Genomic DNA, 15,739 nt, shown 5'->3' with positions numbered 1-15,739 from the left:
GGAACGATCGTCATACGACGACAACGTCGTTGCCCGGCGGATCGGCATAAAGTTTCTCCACGAGAGCCGCGCGGCGGCCGAGCGCCACCGACTGATTGATATAGCCCTTGTCGGTGAGCTCGCCCGCATCGACGCTGGGCGGCTCGGCCATGAGCAGCGCACGGACGATGCGGGTGCTTGAGCCGGGATTGCCCTTGTTGTGCATGCGCATGCCTTCGGCGAGACGCTCCAGCACGGCTGGATGACGGATCAGGTCTTCGGCGGCAAGCGAGGGATCGCCCGCGATGTTGCGGCAGGCGGGAATGTTGGGGAAGCCGAGGATGCCGATGAAGGCGCGGTCGAGACCGGCGACCAGCGCGTCGGACAGGACACCGTTCGAGCCAGCGACGACATCGACGCGGAGCTTGCCCGCGCTTACCCATGTGCCGGTGGAGAGCTTGAAGTCTTCGGCCACGCGCCCGTCGAAGACGAGACCTTCGAGCGGGTTTTCCGGATCGAGGAAGCGGGCGCCGTCGCCGAGGCGGTAGAAGCCTTCCTCGTCATAGGCGTCGCGCGTTTTCTCCTCGTTCTTGTAGTAGCCCTTCGTGATGCACTCGCCGCGCACACGAACTTCCATCTTCTGGCCGACGGGGGCGAGCTTCAGTTCGATGCCGGGCAGCGGCAGGCCGAGAAGCCCCATGCGCTCGGTCGGCCAATGGACGTTGCAGATGGTCGGCGCGGTTTCGGTGGCGCCGTACCCGGACGAGAAGACGATGCGCTCGCCCACGGTGCGGATAGCGACCTTCTGGATGCGGTCGTAGAGATCCTGGCTCAGGGCAGCGCCGCCATAGGCAAGGGTGCGGATGCGCGAGAAGAAATTCTTCGCCAGCGCCTCGTCGTTTTCCAGCTCGTCCACCAGCATGGTGTAGGCGGCGGGGACATTGGAATAGGCGGTGGGCGCGATCTCGCGAAGGTTCTGCACCGTCTCCGCGAAGCCGCCGGGGACGGGGCGGCCGCCGTCGATATAGAGCGTGCCGCCGGAGACGAGCAGATTATTCAGGATAGCGTTGCCGCCGAAGCAATGGTTCCAGGGGAGCCAGTTGAGAAGGACGGAGGGCTCCTCGTTTTCTTCTTCCAGCGTCACGCTTTTCGGCATCACCGAATTCACGCACATCATGCGCTGCGTGGTGATGACGGCTTTCGGCATGCCGGTGGAGCCGGAGGTGAAGAGATATTTCGCGACCATGTCGTAGTTCAGGCGCGCGTAGCTTTCCTCCACCGCATCGCCCGGCGCGGTGGCGAGAAGATCGGCGAAGGCGGTGCCGCGCGACCCATCGACGGTGACGAGTTCGACGCCATCGAGATTGAGCGCCGCGAGGCCGCGTTCAAAGGGCGCGGCTTCCTGCATGAAGATGAGCTTCGGTTCGACGAGATCGAAGACGTAGCGGAGCTTGTCGAAATCGGTGCTCATGGTGCTGTAGGAGGGCGAGACCGGCGCGACGGGAACGCCCGCGAGGATCGCGCCATAGGTCATGAGCGCATGTTCGATGGAATTGCCGGAGAGGATCATCACCGGAGAAGACTGATCGAGGCCGCGATCGAGCAGCGCCTGCGCGATGGCGCGGGTCTTGCGGTCTGTTTCGGCATAAGTGAGAAGTTCCCACTCGCCATAGCCTTCTTTTGCAGCTTTCCGCTTGCCGAGCCAGACGCGATCCGGCGCTTCGACCGCCCATTTGCGGATCGGCGCGATGAGATTTTCCGGCGCGCCGCGCAAGGGATGCGGATTGCGCATCACGATCGACCCATCGGCGCGATGCTCGATCTCGAGCCTCGGCTCGACATAGTTCGGGAAACGGAACGGCGGCAGGTTCACTTCAGGTTTTGTCATCTCGAGGCCCGGCTCCGCTTACGCATTCACATCGACAATGGCGCGGCCACGCACATGACCGGCGATGATTTCTTCCGCGAGCTTCGGCACGTCGTCGAGCTTCGCGCGGAAGCTCATGGCGTCGAGCTTCTTCATGTCGAGATCGGTGGCGAGGCGCTTGTAAGCTTCGACGCGCTTTTCCATCGGCGCCATGACGCTGTCGATGCCGGCGAGCGTGACGCCACGCAGGATGAAAGGCGCGACGGAAGCGGGGAGGTCCATGCCCTGCGCAAGACCGCAGGCAGCGACAGCGCCGCCATATTTCGTCATGGCGAGGACGTTTGCCAGCGTGTGGCTGCCGACGGCATCGACGGCGCCTGCCCAGCGTTCCTTGCCGATGGGCTTGCCCGGCGCCGAGAGTTCATTGCGGTCGATGATGTCCGAGGCGCCGAGGGATTTCAGGTAATCGGCTTCCGAGGCGCGGCCGGTGGAGGCGATGACGCGGTAGCCGAGCTTGGAGAGGAGCGCGATGGCGACCGAGCCGACGCCGCCCGCGGCGCCGGTGACCAGCACGTCGCCCTTGTCCGGGGTGACGCCGTTTTTCTCCAGCGCGAGGACGCAGAGCATGGAGGTGTAGCCGGCGGTGCCAATGGCCATGGCGCGCTCATTCGAGATCGCGTCGGGGAGCTTCACCAGCCAGTCGCCCTTCACGCGCGCCTTCTGTGCATAGCCGCCATTATGGCCTTCGCCGACGCCGTAGCCGTTCAGCACGACGCGGTCGCCGGGCTTGAAACCGGCATGGGAAGATTTTTCGACCTTGCCGGAGAAGTCGATACCCGGGATGAGCGGGAAGGAGCGGATGATCGGCGCCTTGCCTGTGAGGGCGAGGCCGTCCTTGTAGTTCACCGTCGAATAATCGACCGCGACCGTGACGTCGCCTTCCATCAGATCGGCTTCGGTGAGGTTCACGAAATCGGCCTTCGGGCCGGCTTCGCCCTTGGAGACACGGATGGCGCGGAACGTATCGGTCATGAGATAGGGCTTCCTGTTTGACGGCTCCGGGTGGCGTTTTTTGTGCCTGTTGTGGCGACAAACGAACCCAAATCCGGCGCGGGGTCAAGCAGCCGAGGGACGGACCTGCGGCGGCGCGGGAGACGGCTGGCACTCACCAAGGGGCGAGAGTGCCAAGCCACTGATTTTATTGAACGAATCGGCTTACCTCAGCGTTTGTCAATATCGACGTGTGTAATTTTGGTGACTACGATTCACTGACACATGTTCTGTTCTGGATTGTTCGGTCTGGAGGCGTTGCGTGAAACAGGTTTCGGAACTGAAGAAGCTGATCGAAGGCTACCGACTGGTGACAGCCGAAATTCTCTACCGGATGCCCGACCATCCGAAGCTGCTGCAGAGCTATCTCTGGCAGGATTACGACCTCGAACCGAAATATCCGGCGCTGAGCAAGTTTCTCGACTTCTGGTCGCGGGAGCTTGAGGGACCGATCCATTCGGTGCGCGTCGGCACGCGGCGGGTGATCCATCCTAGCGAGCTGATCCGGGCGGATTTCGTGGCGACGATTCACTGAGGCTTGCGGAAGCAGCACGAGTCTCGTGAAGGGCGACGCCGCTTGCGCGGCTTCTGGATTGCCGGGTCAAGCCCGGCAATGACAAGCATTCAAGTGGTTTCGCTCAATGACGCGGGAGGTTCTCGACGAAGGTGATCGGTTCGCCGGTCGCTTCGGCGTGGAGTTCGTCTTCCCACATGGCGCGGTGGCCGCGGACGACGGTGCCGATGGGCCAGCCTTTGACCTTCATGCCGTTGTAAGGCGTCCAGCCGCATTTCGAGGCGATCCATTTATCCTCGATGGTGCGCTCCGCCGACATGTCGACGATGGTGAGGTCGGCGTCGTAGCCGACCGCGAGGCGGCCCTTGCGGGACATGCCGAAGATGCGCTGCGGGCCGGCCGATGTCAGGTCCACGAAACGCTGAAGCGAGAGGCGGCCCTCGTTCACGTGATTGAGCATCACCGGCACCAGCGTCTGCACGCCGGGCATGCCGGAGGGCGACTTCGGATAGGTCTGCTCTTTCTCTTCGATGGTGTGCGGCGCATGGTCGGAGCCGAGCACGTCGACGATGCCTGCGGCGAGGCCTTCCCACAGACCGGCGCGATGCTCATGGCCGCGGATGGGCGGGTTCATCTGCGCCAGCGTGCCGAGCGCCTCGTAGCATTCGGGCGCGGCGAGCGTCAGGTGCTGAGGCGTGACTTCGACGGTGGCGATGTCCTTGTTCTGCGCGAGGATCGGCATTTCATCGGCGGTCGAAATGTGCAGCACATGGATGCGCTTGCCGGCTTCGCGCGCGAGACGGAGAACGCGCGTGGTGCAGAGAAGGGCGGCTTCGGCGTCGCGCCAGACATGATGCGTCTCGACATGGCCGAGCAGCGCCAGCTCGCGGCGCTCGCGCAGGCGGAACTCGTCTTCCGAATGGAAAGCGGCACGGCGATTGATCGCCTTCAGCACACGCAGCACGTCCTCGTCCTTTTCAACGAGCAATGTGCCGGTGGAGGAGCCCATGAAGACCTTGATGCCGCAGCAGCCGGGCGTCCGCTCGATATCGGCGAGGATGTCGACATTCTGCGTGGTGGCGCCGCCATAGAAGGCGAAGTCGCAATACATGCGGTGGCGCGCGCGATTGACCTTGTCGGTGATGGCGTCGGGATTTGTCGTCGGCGGCGCGGTGTTCGGCATTTCGAAGACCGACGTGACGCCGCCGAGCGCGGCGGCGCGGCCGCCGGAGGCGAGGTCTTCCTTGTGCTCGTTGCCGGGCTCGCGGAGATGGACCTGGCTGTCGACGACGCCGGGAAGAATGTGCAGGCCTTTCACGTCGACCGTTTCCGCCGCGCTGGCGCGGGAGAGATCGCCGATGGCGGCGATGCGGCCGTCCTTTATCGCGACATCGGCGAGGCCGGTGCCGTCATGATTGACGATGGTGCCGCCGCGGAAGACGAGATCGTAGGTCATGCTCACGAAGGATTTCCTTTTTCCGGGACAGGCACGGCATTCTGGCCGCTCGCGCCTGTTTGTGCCAGCAGGGCGTGGGCTGCGTCGAGGACGGTTTCGACCGCGAGGTCTTCCATATGGGAGCGGCTATGCCAACCCTTCTCGGTGTCTTCCGCCGCCCTCACCTCGCCCAGCGCGCGAGGCACGCGGACGGCGACGGTTTTCGGACCCCAGGGCGCATAGATGGCGTCGTCGCTCGGCCCGAAAAGGCCGATGGTCGGCGCACCGGCGGCGGCGGCGAGATGCATGAGGCCGGAATCATTGCCGACATAGAGCCTTATCCGCTCGAAGAAGGCGGCCGTTTCGTCGATGCCGGCGCCAATGAGGTCGATACGGCGATCCGCCGGCACGGCTTCGAGGACGGGTTCGCACACTTTCCGGTCTGCCGGTCCGCCGGTGACGAGGAGATAGGCGCCTTCCATGGCGCCGCCGGGCGCGAGGAGGCGGCGGGCGAGCTCGGCGAAACGCTCGGCCGGCCACATCTTGCCGACCCAGGCGGCGGCAGGGCCCATGGCGAGGACCTGCACCCCTTCCGGGATGGCGGCGGCGGCGCGGGCACGCATTTCATTGCCCGGCCAGACGCGGGGAGACGGCGGCGGCTCGAAGCCCGCGACCTGCGCATTATGGACAACACGGTGGAGTGTGTGATCGGCCTTGAGGATGTGGCGCTTCCTCGTCCAGAGCGCCCAGGCGGTGGCCGAGCCGCGCAGATCGACCACGGCCTCGAAGCGGCGGAACATCGTGGCCTTGAGGAGCTTGCGCCAGTGACCGGCGCGCTTTTCCTTGCGCATGACGATGATGCGCGTGACGCCGGGGGCGTGGCTGAAGACCGGGACCGCCAGCGGGCCGCAGGCGACCCAGAACTCGGCGCCGGGGTAGCGCTCCATCAGACCGCCCAGGAGGCCCGTCGAGAGGACGGCATCGCCGATGCGATTTGAGGCAATAAAGAGAACGCGCATGTAAAACCTGCTCCCGGGCGGAAGGTTCGCCGCCAGGGGCCTCCCGATCCAAGGCGTTATAGGTGGCGGCGGGGCCGATGCCAAGGTTGGGGGTGCTTGCGGATGGCGCATGCGGGGCCTACATCTGGTGCCTGGAACGAAACGAGGCAGGACATGACAGGGGCGTTGGCCTCGGCGCTTTCGAAGCGCGGGGTTCTGAGGGTCGCGGGCCCGGAGGCGCGGAGCTTCCTGCAGGGGCTGGTCACCAATAATGTCGATCTCGCGACCGGCATGACGGCCATCTATGCCGCCTTGCTGACGCCGCAGGGCAAATTCCTTCTCGACTTCTTCATAGCCGCCGACCCGGCCGACAAGGACGCGGTGCTGCTGGATTGCGACGGCGCGCGGGCGGAGGCGCTGATGAAGCGGCTCACCATGTATAAATTACGCGCCAAGGTGACGATCGAAGACCTGAGCGAGAAGCTGGCGGTGCTGGCGCTGTGGAACGAGGACGGGAGCCCGCTCACCGAAGGGCCGGGCTTTGCGGATCCCCGGCTTCCGGGCATGGGACGGCGGGCGATCCTGGCTTCCGGCGAGGTAGGGAAGGCGATTTCGGCGGCGAAAGCGCGGGAAGCAGGCGAGGATGAGTACCACCGGCTGCGAATAATGCATGGGGTGGGCGATGCCGCGCAGGATTTTGAACCGGACCGGACCTTTCCTCTCGAGGTGAATATAGCCGAGCTTAACGGAATCGACTTCCACAAGGGCTGCTTCGTCGGACAGGAAGTGACGTCGCGGACGAAGCGGCGCGGCAGTGTGCGCAAACGGCTGCTGCCCGCGCATGTGGAAGGCGATATGCCGCCGCATGGCACGCAGGTGAAGGGCGTGGCGCGCGAGGTGGGCACCATCCTTTCGGGCGACGCGGAAACATCGCGGGTGCTGGCGCTGCTTCGGCTGGACCTCATTCGCGGCTCTGTGCTGGAAGCGGGATATGCCGAAATCCGGCCGGAAGTGCCGTCGTGGCTGCATATCGATCTCGATGGCAGCGAAGAGGAAGCGGCCGATGGCGAATAAGGCAATGGCGAGCGAGGCGGGCCGCTGCCCCTGGCCGGGAGAAGACCCGCTTTATCTGGCCTATCACGACGAGGAATGGGGCGTGCCGGAATATGACGACCGGGCGCTTTTCGAGAAGCTGGTGCTGGACGGGTTTCAGGCCGGGCTCTCATGGATCACGATCCTGAGAAAGCGCGAGAGTTTCCGCGAGGCCTTTGACGGTTTCGAACCCGAGCGGATCGTGCGGTACACGCCCGCGCGCGTGGAAAAACTGCTGAAAAACCCCGGCATTATCCGCCATCGCGGGAAGATCGAAGCGACGATAGGCAATGCGCGCGCCTGGCTCGACATCATGGAGAAGGATGGCAGTTTCGCCGACTTCCTGTGGGATTTCACCGACGGCAAGCCGCAGGTGAACAAGTGGAAGCGCATCGGCGATGTGCCGGCGGAAACGCCGATGAGCATTGCGATGTCGAAGGCGCTGAAGGCGCGCGGCTTCAAATTCTGCGGACCGACGATCGTTTATGCGTTCGCGCAGGCGGTCGGCATCGTCAACGACCATCTCGTCACGTGTCCACGGCACGCGACTTGTTCCGCAATGGTTTGAATCCCCAACCAATAATTAAGCGTCGTTATGTCCTGCTGTGTCGGCGGAATCAATGTTCCGCCACATTGTCGGCACATGCGGGCCACGTTGGAACCCTATTCTTCAGCCGTTCCAGTCAGTGGAGGGGAAAATCAAAATGTTCAAACGCCCAAAGGGTGTTTCCGAGTCCGATCCGGCGCCAGCGCCGGAAGCTTCCGGCGCGCGCGCGGCGGAAGCCAATCCGACGCAAACACCGCCAGACATAAATCCCGAAGAGCGCGACCGCGATAATTCCGGTACGCGCGTCATCACCCCATCCTATCAAGCAAGGAAGCCGCCCGTGCGCACTCTTCAATCTACAGCTCCTTCGTCATCCGCTTCCGTCGCACACGCTGCAAACCTGCATGTCGGGCGCGGATTGAAGCTTGAAGGCAAAATCCAGTCCTGCGACTCGCTCGTCATCGAAGGCGACGTGCAGGCGACGATCGAAAGCGGAACGCTGACTATCTCCGAAACCGGCGATGTGCGCGGCGAGGCGACGGTCGACGAGGCCGAAGTGAACGGGAAGTTCGACGGGACGCTGACCGTGAAGAAGTGCCTCACCATCAATTCGTCGGGCCGCGTTACCGGCACGGTGCGTTATGGCGAGCTGAAGGTGGAGCAAGGCGGCCAGGTGAGCGGCGAAATCCGCGCGGCGGAGGACACCAAATCCGACGACAGGCAGGAGACTGCCCGCATTGGCTCGAAGTCCGGCAATGGCGACATCAAGAGCGACGCGACGCGAAGCGACAGCAACGAGAACGGCACACGCACCGCGTCGATGATCTAGCTAGGGTACAAGCCACTCCATCCGCGCCTTATCCGCCTGCCAGCGGATGCGGGCGCGGCGGTGGCCTGTACGGCTGAGAACAAGGATGTCCGCCTCATCGAAGGCGAACTCCAGCAGCGCGAAATTAACGCGGCCGCTTTCGAGCCGCTCGGCCGATGGAATCATTCCTTCGACATCGGCCGGGAGGCCGGAGGCGGGCACCAGGCTTGGGCTGCCCGGGGCGGCCGTAACAAGATAGGCGCGGCGGCTCGAAAGAGGCGCGCCCTGCCACGCGGCTTCAGCTGCCTCATCATCGCCCGAACGGATGACCGCCCGGCCCGAGAGCCTCACCTGCACATCCGAACGCGGATCGTAGAACAGGAGCGATGCCCGCCCGTCCCGCGCGATCTCCGCCACTTTCGTCGAGCGGCTATCTGTAAAAGCGACAAGGCGGCGAGACGCACGATCGAGAGCCCGCAGGAAAATCGTCCTGACGGCCGGCGCGCCACTAGCGGACAGCGTGGCAAAGACAGGTTTACGCAGGGGCGAAGCGGCATCTGCCACTCCCCGGGCCGGCAGGGCAAAGGCCAGCTCGCCCATGTCCGAAAGGGTCAAGGCGCGGAGCGTCTCGCCCTCATAAGGCATCTCGGGCAGGGCACAAGACGCTCCTTCGGCAGCCGCGCCGTCCGCCATTGCAACTCCTTCCGCTCACACGCCGTTCGGCAGTGGAATCCATTCTTCAGCTGTTCTATTTTATAGGAGTGGCTGGGGGAAAGCCGCATCATTCAATCCGGTACAAAAGCAACCATGCTCCGGATGCACGCCGGCAACGAGATCAAGAAGAATCAGGTGAAAAGTGGCTAAAGTCGTCATCAGCGGCACGGGCGTATTCACGCCGCCCTATTCCGTCAGCAATGCTGAACTCGTCGAAACCTTCAATACCTATGTGCGAAAGCACAACGAGGATAATGCCGACGCCATTGCGCGCGGCGAGGCTGAGCCGATGGTCGAGTCGAATGCCGACTTCATCGTGAAGGCATCGGGCATCGAAGCGCGCTATGTCATGAACAAGTCCGGCATCGTGGACCCGGACATCATGGCGCCGCGCCTTCGCCAACGCTCGAACGACGAGCCATCGATCCTCGCGGAAATGTCGGTGGACGCGGCACAGAAGGCGCTGAAACGCGCGAACAAGACCGCGGCGGATATCGACGCGGTACTCGTTGCCTGCTCGAACCTCGAGCGCCCCTACCCCGCCATTGCCGTCGAGGTTCAGGAACTGCTCGGCATCGAGGGGTTCGGCTTCGACATGAATGTCGCCTGTTCCTCCGCGACATTCGCGATCCAGACCGCTTATGACATGTTGCGCTCCGGCTCGGTCGACTGCGTGCTGATCGTCGACCCGGAAATCTGCTCGGGACATCTCAACTTCCGCGACCGCGACAGCCACTTCATTTTCGGCGACGTGTGCACCGCGATCATCATGGAGCGCGAGGAAACCTGCACGGCAAAAGGAGCGTGGGAAATTCTCGGGACGCGCCTGCTCACCAAGTTCTCCAACAATATCCGCAACAATTTCGGCTTCCTCAACCGCGCTACGCCCGAAGGCATCGGCGCGAAGGACAAGCTCTTCGTGCAGGAAGGCCGCAAGGTCTTCAAGGAAGTCGTGCCGATGGTCTCGCAGCTCATTCTCGAGCATATGGCGGATGAAGGCCTAGACCCGAAAGACCTGAAGCGCATGTGGCTGCACCAGGCCAACAAGAACATGAACGACTTCATCGGCCGCAAGGTGCTGGGCCGCGACCCCGAGCCGGGCGAGCAGCCGAACATCCTGCAGGAGTATGCGAACACGAGTTCGGCCGGTTCCATCATCGCCTTCAGCAAATTCAGCGAAGACCTGAAAGAAGGCGATCTGGGACTGATCTGCAGCTTCGGTGCGGGCTATTCCGCGGGCAATGTGCTGGTGAGGAAGCGGGCCTGATTTCCCGCCTCTCTCCCCCGCGGCACCTGCCTACTTCTTCAGCGGCTCAACCGTAACGATGCGGAAGGTGCGCATGTCGCCGTCCTGTTCGGTGACGGAGAGATATTCACCTGCCTTGAACTCGTGACGGTCGAGCTTGAAGAAAGGCTCATCGACATCCGGCGTCGAAGTATCGTAGTCGATTGCCCAGCCGCGGCCGACGTGACGCAGGAGACCTTTCTGGTCGCCCTCGCCCGGCCAAAAGCGGCGCACAACACATTCCTTCGCGTGCTCTTTCCAGCCCTGCGGATCCAGCATCATCTCGCCGTCGAGCGGCACCACCAGATCGTAGCCATGCGCGGGCGAACCATCGGGGAATTCTTCGTTGCGGGCGAGAGTCATATGGACGTGATAGAGGGTCATCGACGTTTCCGTTTCTTTCCGTTGGATATTTCAGTGTGCCATCAGCACGGGGATCGTGGCGTGCGAACGGATATGCTGCGTCGCGCCGCCAATGATGAATTCCCGGAGGCGGCTGTGGCTGTAGCCGCCCATTACGAGAAGATCGGTCTTCGACTTCTCAGCCTGTTCGAGAAGCACCTCGCCATGGGCGCGGGTCTGCGCGTCGACCAGATGCACGTCCGCGATAACGCCATGGAGCGCCAGATAATCCGCAAGGGTGGAACCGGGGCCAGGATCGAGCTCCTTGCCACCGATGCAGAGGATCGTGACCGATTTCGCCCGTTCGAGAAACGGTATCGCCGCTGTCACGGCGCGCGCGGCTTCGGCACTCTCGTCCCAGCCGATGGCGACGGTGCCGCCGACGGGCGACCATGATTTTTTCGGCGCGATGAGAACCGGGCGTCCGGCGCTCATCATGGCTGCTTCAAGCGCCGAGCCGCCTGCCGACCCAGTTGTACCTTCGCCAAAGACAATGAGATCCGAAAGGCGGCTATGGGCGGCCACGACTTCATCGCGGCGGCCGGTCACGTCGAGAAAGCGCGCGGAGGGCAGCTGCGGCTCGGCGCCTTTGGCCGCGACCGGAATGCCCTTGGCGGCAGCCGCCTTTTCCAGCGCCGCACGGACGCGGCCCGAGGCCTGGTCGGCGCCTTCACGCGCGGCCTGCATCAAATCCTCGATCACCTGGCCGGAGACGCCATCTCCGAGGTAAGGCAAGGCCTCACTCGGATCCGGCCGGGCAAACAGGCCGACCAATTGCGCCTCGAAATCGGCGGCGACCGACAAAGCCGTCGCGAGCACTTCATCATCCTCCGGCCGGCCGGCGAGAGGGACGAGAATCTTACGGACGGACATATCAGCCTCCATCTTCCTTGTTTAACGGCGCGCCGCCCGGCGCGCGTTCCGAACCCAGAATAAGAACCGGACATCCCGCAGCCGCGGAAAGGCGAGCGGCATCGTCATCATCGCCGAGCCAGGCCGCATTGACCACGATCAACCCGGCGCCGCTGCCGCGCGCGCCCTCTGCGAGGTCGGCGGGCGACTTTCCCTTGGCCGCGAAACGGCGGAAGGGAGCGCCAATCCGCTGGGCCAGCCTTTCGGCGAAGGCGCTGCAGCTTTCGCCGATGCTTGAGCCTTCATCCACGGAGATGAGAGGGCGGCCCGGCATGACGGCCTGCAGGCGCGGGACCGGCGGCGTATCGGCAAGCGAGGCCCTGACGCCGACGCCGCGCCCGACAAGCAGCACATCCGCATGCGCGTCACGCGTGGCCGCGCGGACAGCACGGCCAACCTCAAGAGAGGTAGCGCCATGCGAGCGCAGAACAAGCGTATCGGAAGCACCGGCGCCGGCGGCAAGCGAAGCGAGCGGACGACCGCGGCGGACGTCGAAGCTCCAATCGACATGCGCTTCGGCGGCGATGCGCGCGAGCATTCGCCGTGCGCTTTCGGCCTGCGCCTTCATGGCGCGAAGCATGCGTTCAGGATCGACGCTCCGCACCTCGCCGGAAAAGGAAATCTCACGGGCAAAGGGAAGATCCGCCATCGTCAACAGGTTCTCATCCTCGACGAAGACGCCCTTCAGCCGCGCATCGACCGAGGCGGCGAGCCGCGCGGCGAGAGACAGCGCCTCGCGCGCGACAAGCGACGTGTCGAGGCCGATGACGACGCGGGCCTGCGGTGCTTCGGCTTCCTGCGGCATTGTGCTTTTGGAAGGTCCCGATGCCGCCATCACGCCCCCTTCCTGCCGGGCGTATTGTCATCCGGCCGCTGGGCGAAGCGTATCTGGTTGTCCGCGAAGGCCGCGAGCCTTTGCTCGGCGCGCGCATAGATGCTGCCGGCGGGGAAATGCCCGTCCGCACCACGAATACCCGCGGGCGCGCTCATCAGCAGCTCGACGCCCTCCTCCACGTGTTCGACGGGATAGATCGCGAACATGCCGCGCTCCACCGCATCCACCACGTCCTGGCGGAGCATGAGATGTTTCACATTGGAAGCCGGGATCAGCACGCCCTGATCGCCGGTAAGACCGCGGCGCATGCAGATATCGAAGAAGCCTTCGATCTTGTCGTTTACACCTCCGATCGCCTGCACTTCGCCGAGCTGATTGACGGAGCCTGTGACGGCAAGGCCTTGCGCGATGGGTGCTTCGGCAAGCGCGGAGATAAGCGCATAGAGCTCCGCGGAAGAGGCGCTGTCGCCGTCTATGCCGCCATAAGACTGCTCGAAGACGACGCTGGCGCTCATGGAGAGCGGGATGGCGGGAAGGAACTGACCCGAGATGTAGCCGGAGAGGATGAGCACGCCCTTGGTGTGTATCGGCCCGCCCAGCGCCACCTCGCGCTCGATGTCGATGACGCGGGCGCTGCCGAGGCCCATGCGGACCCGCGCCGTGATGCGGCTCGGGCGGCCGAAGGAGACGCTGCCCATGGAGAGGACCGAAAGACCGTTCACTTGGCCGACACGCTCGCCCTCGGTGTCGATCATGACGATGTCGCGCGTGATCATCTCGAGGCTGCGCTCGCGCAAACGGTCGGCGCGCGCGATCTGCGCATCCACGGCTTCATCGACGTGATGCGCCGAAATTGCGGTCGCGGCTTCGCTGCGCGCGATATGGTCGGCCTCGCAGAGAAGATCGACGATGGGACGCATGACGGTGGAAAGTTTTTCGGCATCTTCCGCCTGCCGCGACGACCGCTCGATGACGCGGCCGACGCCGGAACGGTCGAGCGGCAACAGTCCTTCATCGCGGCAGGTGCTGGCGAGCAAGCAGGCATAGAGCAGGTCGTTCTCTGGCTCGCGATCGATCTCGTCCTCGAAGTCGGCGGCGACCTTGAAAAGCTCGCCGAAGTCGGGATCGTTGTTACTCAGCACGTAATAGAGATAACGATCGCCGAAAAGGATGATCTTGATGTCGAGCGGGATCGGATCCGGCTCCAGGGTCACGGTGCTGATGAGGCTCATATATTCGCCGGCACTTTCGATTACCACTTTGCGGCGGCGGATGGCGCGCTTCAACGCTTCCCAGGCAAGCGGCTCCCGCAGAAGCTTCAGCGCATCGACAAGGAGATAGCCGCCATTCGCGCGGTGAAGCGAGCCCGGCTTGATGAGTGTGAAATCGGTGACGAGCGCGCCCATTTGCGGCATGTGCTCGACGCGGCCGAGCAGGTTCGCCATCGTGGGATGGTCTTCATAAATGATCGGTGCGCCGCCACCGATATAACCGCCCGCATCGGCAATATCCTGCGCGCGCCATTTGGAGGAGCCGCTCTTGCGGGCTTCATTGCTGTTGTCGACGACGATGTTGACCTCGTAACGGCGGAAGGGGTCGCTCGCGCCAAGGTCGGGACCGCGCCCCTGCATTGCAGCCTGCATGGTGACGATCGCGCGCTGCTGCTCCGGCACCGCATCGCCGCCGCTTGCGAACATGCCGATATTCTCAACGAGATCGCCCATCACCGCCGTGAGCCAGGCGGCGACCGCCGTCATGCCCTCGAAGAGCGCGCGCACTTCGCGCATGGCGCGCTTCACCTCGCGTTCGGCGACTTCGCGGTTGAGCGCGCGAACTCGCTGACGATGTTCCTTTTCCCAACCCGGCACATGCTCGATGATTTCGGCAAGTTCCTTCTGCAACGTTTCGATGACACTTTCGATCCGTTTGCGCTCCTGCTCGGGGAGTTTGTTGAACTCGTCCGGCTTCAACACATTGCCGTCTTGCACAGGCGCGAGCGCAAAGCCGGCGGGTGTGCGCAGCAACGCAATTTCCTGCACCTCGGCCTTGGCGCGCAGCTCCTCGAAGGCGTGTTCCTGCTTTTCCTGATATTCCTCGTCGATGGACTGGCGCCGGTTCTGATATTCCTCGCTCTCGATGATCGAGGGGATGGTGACCTTGAGATCATCGACGAGACGGGCCATGCCCTCTTTCAGCGCGCGGCCGGTACCGGCGCCAAGCTCGAGGGCGACAGGCTTGTGGGGCGTCCTGAAATTGTTGACATAGACCCAGTCGGAGGGCGCGCGCTCCTTGAGCGCGATGCCGGAAAGGAAGCGCAGTACCGCCTCATGCTTGCCGGCGCCGTTCTGCCCCAAAACGAAGATGTTGTAGCCCTGACGGCGAATGCCGGTGCCGAAGCGCAAGGCATCAAGCACGCGCTCCTGGCCGACAAGACCCGCATGCTCGCCCAGCTCCGCCGTGTTCTCGAACGCGAACTGGCTCACGTCGCAGGCGCGATACAGCATCTCCGCGGGAATGGGTTCGACAGCCATGTTCCTCCTGTTTCAGCGGCATGCCGCAGGCGTTTCTTCCCATGACTTTAGGCTGCGCTGCTGTCCGGGGCAAACACTCCGCCCTGCGACGGATCAGCCGGGTGACAAGCTTTCACCCGCCGCCTAAGTTGCGCGTTCAACTTCACATCGGGCAATCCATGGCTCCGTCCGACAAGAAACGCGACAGCACCCCCAAACCCCGCGCCTGGCAACGTATGCTGAGCGGGCGGCGGCTCGACCTGCTCGATCCCTCGCCTCTCGATGTGGAGATCGAGGATATCGCGCATGGACTTGCGCGAGTGGCGCGGTGGAACGGACAGACGAAGGGCGACCATGCCTTCACCGTTGCCGAGCATTGCGTGCTGGTGGACGATATCTGCGTCCGGTTCCGGCCCGGCTGGCCGGTGAAGTGGCGGCTTGCGGCGCTGCTACATGATGCGCCGGAGTATGTGGTGGGCGATATGATCAGCCCGTTCAAGGCGGCGCTCGGGATCGACTACAAGGCGTTCGAGCACCGGCTCGCCGCCGCGATCCATATGCGTTTCGGCCTGCCCGCCGAATTGCCGCAGACTGTTGAGGAGACGATCAAGCGGGCCGACAAGGCATCGGCCTTCTTCGAGGCAACCCAGATCGCCGGATTTTCCGACGCTGAAGCCGCGCAAATTTTTGGCCGCCCGCGCGGGCTTACGCCGATCGCGCTCTCGCCGCTGCCGACGAAGAAAGCTCAGGCGCGCTTTCTGGCGCGGTTCGCCGAACTGACGGAGAGCTGA

The 15,739-nt window shown here is 63.8% G+C and carries 15 protein-coding genes; 6 read left to right on the top strand and 9 right to left on the bottom strand.

Going from position 1 to position 15,739, the window contains the following annotated elements; all coding sequences use genetic code 11:
• Nucleotides 1-10: 10 nt before the first annotated feature.
• Both PLAV_RS03830 and acuI read right to left on the bottom strand, forming a co-directional pair.
• Nucleotides 11-1,867 carry an AMP-binding protein gene (locus tag PLAV_RS03830; RefSeq protein WP_011995667.1) on the bottom strand — a complete coding sequence of 619 codons (1,857 nt, stop codon included), beginning with the start codon at nt 1,865-1,867 and terminating at the stop codon, nt 11-13.
• Nucleotides 1,868-1,885: 18 nt separating this feature from the next.
• A complete protein-coding gene (gene acuI, locus PLAV_RS03825) occupies nt 1,886-2,878 on the bottom strand; it encodes an acrylyl-CoA reductase (NADPH) (protein ID WP_011995666.1) in 993 nt (330 codons plus the stop codon).
• Nucleotides 2,879-3,158: 280 nt separating this feature from the next.
• Between acuI and PLAV_RS03820 the strand changes: the two genes are divergently transcribed.
• Nucleotides 3,159-3,431 (top strand): usg protein, encoded by a 273-nt coding sequence (locus tag PLAV_RS03820; protein WP_011995665.1) that lies wholly within the window; start codon nt 3,159-3,161, stop codon nt 3,429-3,431.
• 103 nt (nt 3,432-3,534) lie between these two features.
• Here PLAV_RS03820 and PLAV_RS03815 read toward each other — a convergent pair whose 3' ends face one another.
• Entirely contained in the window at nt 3,535-4,872 is a 1,338-nt protein-coding gene (locus PLAV_RS03815) for a dihydroorotase (protein WP_011995664.1), read from the bottom strand.
• The gene (locus PLAV_RS03810) at nt 4,869-5,864 is read right to left on the bottom strand and encodes a glycosyltransferase family 9 protein (protein WP_011995663.1); all 996 of its coding nucleotides are present in this window, start codon (nt 5,862-5,864) and stop codon (nt 4,869-4,871) included. Before PLAV_RS03810 ends, PLAV_RS03815 begins: the two co-directional genes overlap by 4 nt.
• A 153-nt stretch (nt 5,865-6,017) precedes the next feature.
• Between PLAV_RS03810 and ygfZ the strand changes: the two genes are divergently transcribed.
• The 3 genes from ygfZ to PLAV_RS03795 all read left to right on the top strand — a co-directional run bounded on the left by ygfZ (nt 6,018) and on the right by PLAV_RS03795 (nt 8,311).
• A complete protein-coding gene (gene ygfZ, locus PLAV_RS03805; RefSeq protein WP_168713173.1) occupies nt 6,018-6,917 on the top strand; it encodes a CAF17-like 4Fe-4S cluster assembly/insertion protein YgfZ in 900 nt (299 codons plus the stop codon).
• On the top strand, nt 6,907-7,503 hold the full coding sequence (locus PLAV_RS03800; RefSeq protein ID WP_011995661.1) for a DNA-3-methyladenine glycosylase I: 597 nt from the start codon (nt 6,907-6,909) through the stop codon (nt 7,501-7,503). The genes ygfZ and PLAV_RS03800 overlap by 11 nt, the downstream gene beginning before the upstream one ends.
• A gap of 136 nt (nt 7,504-7,639) precedes the next feature.
• A complete protein-coding gene (locus PLAV_RS03795; RefSeq protein ID WP_011995660.1) occupies nt 7,640-8,311 on the top strand; it encodes a bactofilin family protein in 672 nt (223 codons plus the stop codon).
• Here the strand turns inward: PLAV_RS03795 and PLAV_RS18725 are convergent, their stop codons facing one another.
• A complete protein-coding gene (locus PLAV_RS18725; protein WP_011995659.1) occupies nt 8,312-8,983 on the bottom strand; it encodes a pyridoxamine 5'-phosphate oxidase family protein in 672 nt (223 codons plus the stop codon).
• Nucleotides 8,984-9,146: 163 nt separating this feature from the next.
• Here PLAV_RS18725 and PLAV_RS03785 point away from each other — a divergent pair, with 163 nt between their 5' ends.
• On the top strand, nt 9,147-10,271 hold the full coding sequence (locus PLAV_RS03785; RefSeq protein ID WP_011995658.1) for a beta-ketoacyl-ACP synthase III: 1,125 nt from the start codon (nt 9,147-9,149) through the stop codon (nt 10,269-10,271).
• Between the two features lie 30 nt (nt 10,272-10,301).
• Here the strand turns inward: PLAV_RS03785 and PLAV_RS03780 are convergent, their stop codons facing one another.
• From PLAV_RS03780 to PLAV_RS03765, 4 genes are read right to left on the bottom strand one after another with little or no spacing between them, the layout of a single operon-like run.
• Complete coding sequence (locus PLAV_RS03780; protein ID WP_011995657.1) at nt 10,302-10,673, bottom strand: hypothetical protein; 372 nt, start codon at nt 10,671-10,673, stop codon at nt 10,302-10,304.
• 30 nt (nt 10,674-10,703) lie between these two features.
• A complete protein-coding gene (locus PLAV_RS03775) occupies nt 10,704-11,564 on the bottom strand; it encodes a universal stress protein (RefSeq protein WP_011995656.1) in 861 nt (286 codons plus the stop codon).
• A 1-nt stretch (nt 11,565) separates the two neighbouring features.
• Complete coding sequence (locus PLAV_RS18720) at nt 11,566-12,441, bottom strand: hypothetical protein (RefSeq protein ID WP_143710161.1); 876 nt, start codon at nt 12,439-12,441, stop codon at nt 11,566-11,568.
• A complete protein-coding gene (locus PLAV_RS03765; RefSeq protein ID WP_011995654.1) occupies nt 12,438-14,969 on the bottom strand; it encodes a Lon protease family protein in 2,532 nt (843 codons plus the stop codon). Before PLAV_RS03765 ends, PLAV_RS18720 begins: the two co-directional genes overlap by 4 nt.
• Nucleotides 14,970-15,127: 158 nt before the next feature.
• On the opposite strand from PLAV_RS03765, the gene PLAV_RS03760 reads away from it, so the two are divergent.
• Complete coding sequence (locus PLAV_RS03760; RefSeq protein ID WP_011995653.1) at nt 15,128-15,739, top strand: HD domain-containing protein; 612 nt, start codon at nt 15,128-15,130, stop codon at nt 15,737-15,739.

Origin of the sequence: Parvibaculum lavamentivorans DS-1 (assembly GCF_000017565.1) — a bacterium.
In the GTDB taxonomy this organism is placed as follows: Bacteria; Pseudomonadota; Alphaproteobacteria; order Parvibaculales; family Parvibaculaceae; genus Parvibaculum; species Parvibaculum lavamentivorans.
This window is presented reverse-complemented; position numbering and strand designations above follow the sequence as displayed.

Coding starts and splice junctions, on each gene's coding strand:
- PLAV_RS03830 (WP_011995667.1), bottom strand. CDS start 1,867: ATGACAAAACCTGAAGTGAACCTGCCGCCGTTCCGTTTCCCGAACTAT.
- acuI (WP_011995666.1), bottom strand. CDS start 2,878: ATGACCGATACGTTCCGCGCCATCCGTGTCTCCAAGGGCGAAGCCGGC.
- PLAV_RS03810 (WP_011995663.1), bottom strand. CDS start 5,864: ATGCGCGTTCTCTTTATTGCCTCAAATCGCATCGGCGATGCCGTCCTC.
- ygfZ (WP_168713173.1), top strand. CDS start 6,018: ATGACAGGGGCGTTGGCCTCGGCGCTTTCGAAGCGCGGGGTTCTGAGG.
- PLAV_RS03800 (WP_011995661.1), top strand. CDS start 6,907: ATGGCGAATAAGGCAATGGCGAGCGAGGCGGGCCGCTGCCCCTGGCCG.
- PLAV_RS03795 (WP_011995660.1), top strand. CDS start 7,640: ATGTTCAAACGCCCAAAGGGTGTTTCCGAGTCCGATCCGGCGCCAGCG.
- PLAV_RS18725 (WP_011995659.1), bottom strand. CDS start 8,983: ATGGCGGACGGCGCGGCTGCCGAAGGAGCGTCTTGTGCCCTGCCCGAG.
- PLAV_RS03780 (WP_011995657.1), bottom strand. CDS start 10,673: ATGACCCTCTATCACGTCCATATGACTCTCGCCCGCAACGAAGAATTC.
- PLAV_RS03775 (WP_011995656.1), bottom strand. CDS start 11,564: ATGTCCGTCCGTAAGATTCTCGTCCCTCTCGCCGGCCGGCCGGAGGAT.
- PLAV_RS03765 (WP_011995654.1), bottom strand. CDS start 14,969: ATGGCTGTCGAACCCATTCCCGCGGAGATGCTGTATCGCGCCTGCGAC.
- PLAV_RS03760 (WP_011995653.1), top strand. CDS start 15,128: ATGGCTCCGTCCGACAAGAAACGCGACAGCACCCCCAAACCCCGCGCC.